Source organism: Microbacterium sp. (assembly GCF_049661145.1).
Lineage (GTDB): Bacteria > Actinomycetota > Actinomycetes > Actinomycetales > Microbacteriaceae > Microbacterium.
The window spans coordinates 1-4927 of sequence record NZ_JBASZT010000267.1 but is presented as its reverse complement, the minus strand read 5'-3'; the positions used below and the strand labels follow the sequence as shown (position 1 = coordinate 4927).

2 protein-coding genes and 1 pseudogene are annotated in these 4927 nt (G+C 71.3%); 1 reads left to right on the top strand and 2 read right to left on the bottom strand.

Annotated elements, in window-relative coordinates; translation table 11 throughout:
- A partial coding sequence (locus WBP48_RS11375) for a DEAD/DEAH box helicase (RefSeq protein ID WP_424440490.1) occupies positions 1–3013 on the bottom strand: 3013 nt, incomplete at its 3' end.
- Positions 3014–3204: 191 nt separating this feature from the next.
- Here WBP48_RS11375 and WBP48_RS11370 point away from each other — a divergent pair.
- Complete coding sequence (locus WBP48_RS11370) at positions 3205–4185, top strand: intradiol ring-cleavage dioxygenase (protein WP_424440488.1); 981 nt, start codon at positions 3205–3207, stop codon at positions 4183–4185.
- 22 nt (positions 4186–4207) lie between these two features.
- Here WBP48_RS11370 and WBP48_RS11365 read toward each other — a convergent pair.
- Positions 4208–4927 (bottom strand): annotated as a pseudogene (locus WBP48_RS11365) (ATP-binding cassette domain-containing protein); the annotation flags it as partial.

Below are 4927 nucleotides of genomic sequence, written 5' to 3'. Positions count from 1 at the left end.
CCGCCGCTCCCACCGGGGTGGTCGCGCTGTCGGGGTCGGCGAGTCGGGCGGCGACCTCGTCGACGCTCAGCGGCCCGAGCAACCTCAGCAGATCGGCGACGCCCTCCACGCCACGCACGCGACGCGCCGGGTCCAGCCGCTGCACCTCGCGTTCGAACTGCGCGAGCACCTCCGGGTCGAGCAGCTCGCGCATCTCGACCTTGCCGAGCAGCTCGCTCAGCAGCGCGGGGTCGACCGAAAGCGCCGCGGCGCGCCGCTCGGCCAGCGGCGAGTCCCCCTCGTACATGAACGCGCCGACGTATCCGAACAGCAGATCTCGCGCGAACGGCGACGGCTGGCTCGTGGTCGTCTCGACGAGGCGGATGCGGCGGTCGCCGATCGAGCGGGCGATGCGCAGCAGCGCCGGCAGGTCGTAGACGTCCTGCAGCACTTCGCGCAGCGCCTCGAGGATGATCGGGAAGGTCGGGTGGCTCTTCGCGACCTCGAGCAGTTGCGCGGACTTCTGCCGCTGCTGCCACAGCGGTGAGCGCTTGTTCGGGTTCAGCCGCGGCAGCAGCAGCGCTCGCGCGGCACACTCGCGGAACCGCGATGCGAACAGGGCCGATCCGCCCACTTCGTCGGTCACGAGCTGCTCGAGCTCGTCGGGTTCGAAGACGAACAGTTCGGCACCGGGCGGTTCCGTGTCGGCATCGGGAACTCGCGCGATGATGCCGTCGTCGCTCGCGACGGCCGGTCCCTCGACGCCGAGCCTCTCCCGGATGCGGGCGTTCACCGCGAGCGCCCATGGCGCGTGCACGTGCATGCCGTACGGGGAATGCAGGATGACGCGCCAGTCGCCGACCTCGTCGCGCGAGCGCTCGACGGTGAGGGTGCGGTCGCTCGGGATGCTGCCGGTGGCCTCCTTCTGCTCGGCGAGATAAGCGAGCAGGTTGCCGATCGCGTTGTCGTCCAAGCCCGACTCGCGCAGCCGCTCCACGGCCTTGTCGGGCGCCGCCGCGGCGACCTCGCGTGAGAATCGACCCAGCGCCTCGCCGAGCTCGGCGGGACGGCCGAGACCGTCGCCGTGCCAGAACGGCAGCTTTCCAGGCTGGCCGAACGCCGGCAGCACGTTGACCCGGTCGTGCGTGATCTCGACGATCCGCCAGCTCGTCGTGCCGAGCGTGAACACGTCGTTCACGCGCGACTCGTACACCATCTCCTCGTCGAGCTCGCCCACGCGCGCGTTCCGCGTCTCGCCCGCGACGAACACCCCGAACAGCCCGCGGTCGGGGATCGTGCCGCCGCTCGTGACGGCGATGCGCTGCGCGCCGGGACGACCCGTGAGCGTGCCGTGATCGCGGTCCCAGACGACCCGCGGACGCAGTTCTGCGAACTCGTCCGAGGGGTACTTCCCCGCCAGCAGATCGAGGGTCGCCTCGTATGCCGAACGCGGCATGTTTCGGAACGGCGCGGAACGCCGCACCGTCTCGAACCACCCCTCGACGTCGATCGGCCCCAGCGCGCACGCCGCGATCGTCTGCTGCGCCAGGACGTCGAGCGGATTCTGCGGGATGCTGATCGCCTCGATGCGACCGGCCAGCATCCGCTCGGTGACGACGGCTGTGTGCAGCACGTCGCCGCGGTGCTTCGGGAACAGCGCCGCACGGCTGACCTCGCCGACGTGGTGCCCGGCGCGGCCCACCCGTTGTAGTCCCGACGCTGCGGATGGGGGAGCTTCGACCTGGATCACGAGGTCGACCTCGCCCATGTCGATGCCGAGTTCCAGCGAGCTCGTCGCGACGACGCAGCGCAGGACGCCGGACTTCAGCTCGTCCTCGACCTGCGCGCGCTGCTCCTTCGACACCGAGCCGTGATGCGCTTTCGCGAGTTCCGGGGCTGCTGCGCCACCCGGTGGTTGAGTAGCCGGCGTATCGAAACCGCGGTCTGCGGCGTTCCCCGTCCCGAAGCGCAGCGCGTAGATCTCGTTGAGTCGTCCCGTGAGGCGCTCGGCGAGGCGCCGCGAGTTCGCGAACACGATCGTGGAGCGGTGCGCGAGGATGCGGTCGACGATCGCCTCTTCGACGTGCGGCCAGACCGACCCGGTGACCTCCGGCGGTTGCGAAGGCCCGAACCAGTCGCCGTCGCCCTCGGCATCCGCTGCATGCTCGGCCGACTCGTCGGACCCGGCACCCGCCGGCGGAGGCGGGTTCAGCATGTCGGCCATCGGGACGACGACTCGCAGGTCGAAGGCCTTGGTCGCGCGCGGAGCGATGATCTCGACCGGCGCCGCACCGCCGAGGAACCGCGCGACCTCGTCGATCGGACGTACCGTCGCCGACAGCCCGATCCGCTGCGTCGGCGGTCGCTCGGGGTCGTCGGCGCGCCGCAGCGCGTCGAGGCGCTCGAGGCTCACCGCGAGGTGCGCCCCGCGCTTGGTCGCTGCCACGGCGTGCACTTCGTCGACGATGACGGTGTGCACGTTCCGCAGGGTCTGCGCGGCCTGCGACGTCAGCATGAGGTACAGCGACTCGGGCGTCGTGATGAGGATGTCCGGCGGCTCGACGACGAGCTTGCGTCGATCCGCAGAGGGCGTGTCGCCGGAGCGGACGCCCACCGTGACGTCGGGAAGGGGGATGCCGAGGCGTCGCGCGGCCTGGCCGATCCCGACGAGCGGCGAGCGCAGGTTCCGCTCGACGTCGACGCCGAGCGCCTTGAGAGGCGAGATGTAGAGGATGCGGGTGCCGCCGGCATCCGTCCGGGGCCGCCGCTTCTTCGTGGACGTCGGCGTCTTCAGGGCGACGGATGCCGGGGCGCTCGGTGTCTTGGAACGGGGCGCCTTGTCGTGGAACACCCGGTCGATCGCCCAGAGAAAGGCCGACAGCGTCTTGCCCGACCCGGTGGGCGCCACGACGAGAGCGTGCTTGCCGGCCGAGATCGCCTCCCACGCTCCCGCCTGCGCCGCGGTCGGCCGCGCGAAGGCACCACGGAACCAGTCCTGCGTCGCAGGACCGAACCGCTCGAGCACGTCGACCATCGATCCATCTTCCCCCGCACCGCAGACATCGGCTCCGGCGTAGCGGCGTCGGCGCTCGCCCTCGGCGTGGAGGCTCGTGCGCAGCGGGTCGGCGCAAAGGAGACGCATAGGTGGACGATACGGCGGACATCGGGAGCCCCGGCATCCTCGTTGACAAGCCCAGCGGGCCCGACCCTACGAGGAGGACGATCATGGCGCATCTGGTACCCGACCCCGAACCGACCCCCGACGGCCCTGCTTACGAGGGCCGACTGCTCGCACGCCCCGACGAAGAGGTCGTCGACCAGGGCGCGGGATTCGACGTCCGCACCCTCATGACGCGTCGTGCGGTCATCAGCCTGGGCGTCCTCGGCGTCGGCGCCGCGGCTTTGGCGGCGTGCACGGCGCAGCCCACGAGCGGCGGAGGGTCCTCCGGCACTGCGACCTCGACCCCGACCGCCACACCCACCGCTACCGCCACCGCTACCGCCAACGCCACCGTGGCGCTGCCGGCGGGTGAGGTCCCGGACGAGACGGCGGGCCCGTATCCGGGTGACGGCTCCAACGGCCCCGATGTGCTGGAGCGGTCGGGCATCGTGCGCAGCGACCTGCGGTCGAGCATCGGGGCCAGTTCCCCCGTCGACGGGGTGCCGCTGGCCTTCACCTTCACGGTGACCGACATGGCCGGCGGCGATGCCCCCTTCGAGGGTGTGGCCGTCTACGCCTGGCACTGCGACGCGCAGGGACGGTACTCGATGTACTCGACGGGTGTCGAGAACGAGACGTGGCTGCGCGGTGTGCAGGTTGCCGACGCGAACGGCCAAGTAACGTTCACCTCGATCGTTCCCGGTTGCTACGCCGGCCGCTGGACGCACATCCACTTCGAGGTGTATCCCGACGTCGACGCGATCGCGGACGCGAGCACCGCGATCGCGACTTCGCAGCTGGCCTTCCCCGAGAGCGTGCTCAACGATGTCTACCGGCTCTCTGCGTACGACGGCTCTGCGCGCAATCTGTCCCAGATCACCCTCGCCACCGACAACGTGTTCGGCGAGGACAGCGCCGCGCTGCAGCTGGCCACCGTCACCGGTGACACCGACGCGGGATACGTCGCCTCGCTCGTCGTCCGCGTCGACACCACGACCGAGCCGACCGGGGGTGCGGCGCCCGGCGCGGGCCCGGGCTCACGGTGACTCCCCGACCCGCACGACTTCGTCAGCCGGATTCGGCCAGCCGCCCGTCCCGCAGTTCGAGTACGAGGTCCGGCCCGATCCGCCGCAGGAATCCGTCGTCGTGGCTGACGACGAGTACGGCGCCGCGGTAGGCGGCGAGGGCGGCGACGAGCTGGTCGACGGTGTCGAGATCGAGGTTGTTGGTCGGCTCGTCGAGCACGAGGAGTTGCGGGGCCGGGTCGGCCATCACGAGGCATGCGAGCGCCAGCCGGAACCGTTCCCCGCCCGACAGCGCCGCCGCCGGGCGCAGCACGGTGTCGCCGCGCAGCAGAAAACGCGCGAGGCGGCCTCGCAGCTCGACCTCCCCCGCCCCGGGCGCGGCGCGGCGGAGGTTCTCCAGCGGCGAAGCCGCGTCGTCCAGCCCGTCGACGCGCTGTGCGAGGTACCCGATCCGGTCGGTGTGCGCCACCGCGTCTGCATAACTCAGGATGAATTGGCCAGGTGGGGTTTGAGGCCCCCGAAGACCCGTTTCTTCCTGAGTTGTGCAGATCCACGCCCGTTGCCCCCACCCCCGCCCCGGCAGTTCCGGTAGACGCGACCAGCCGCTCCAGCAGGGTCGTCTTGCCCGCGCCGTTCGGTCCGATCAGCGCAACGCGCTCGGGCCCCTGCACGATCCAGGAGCGCTCGCCGTCGCCGATCGTCGCGATGCGGCGCCCGGCGGCGACGCCGGGATCGGGCAGGTCGATGTGCACCGACTCGTCGC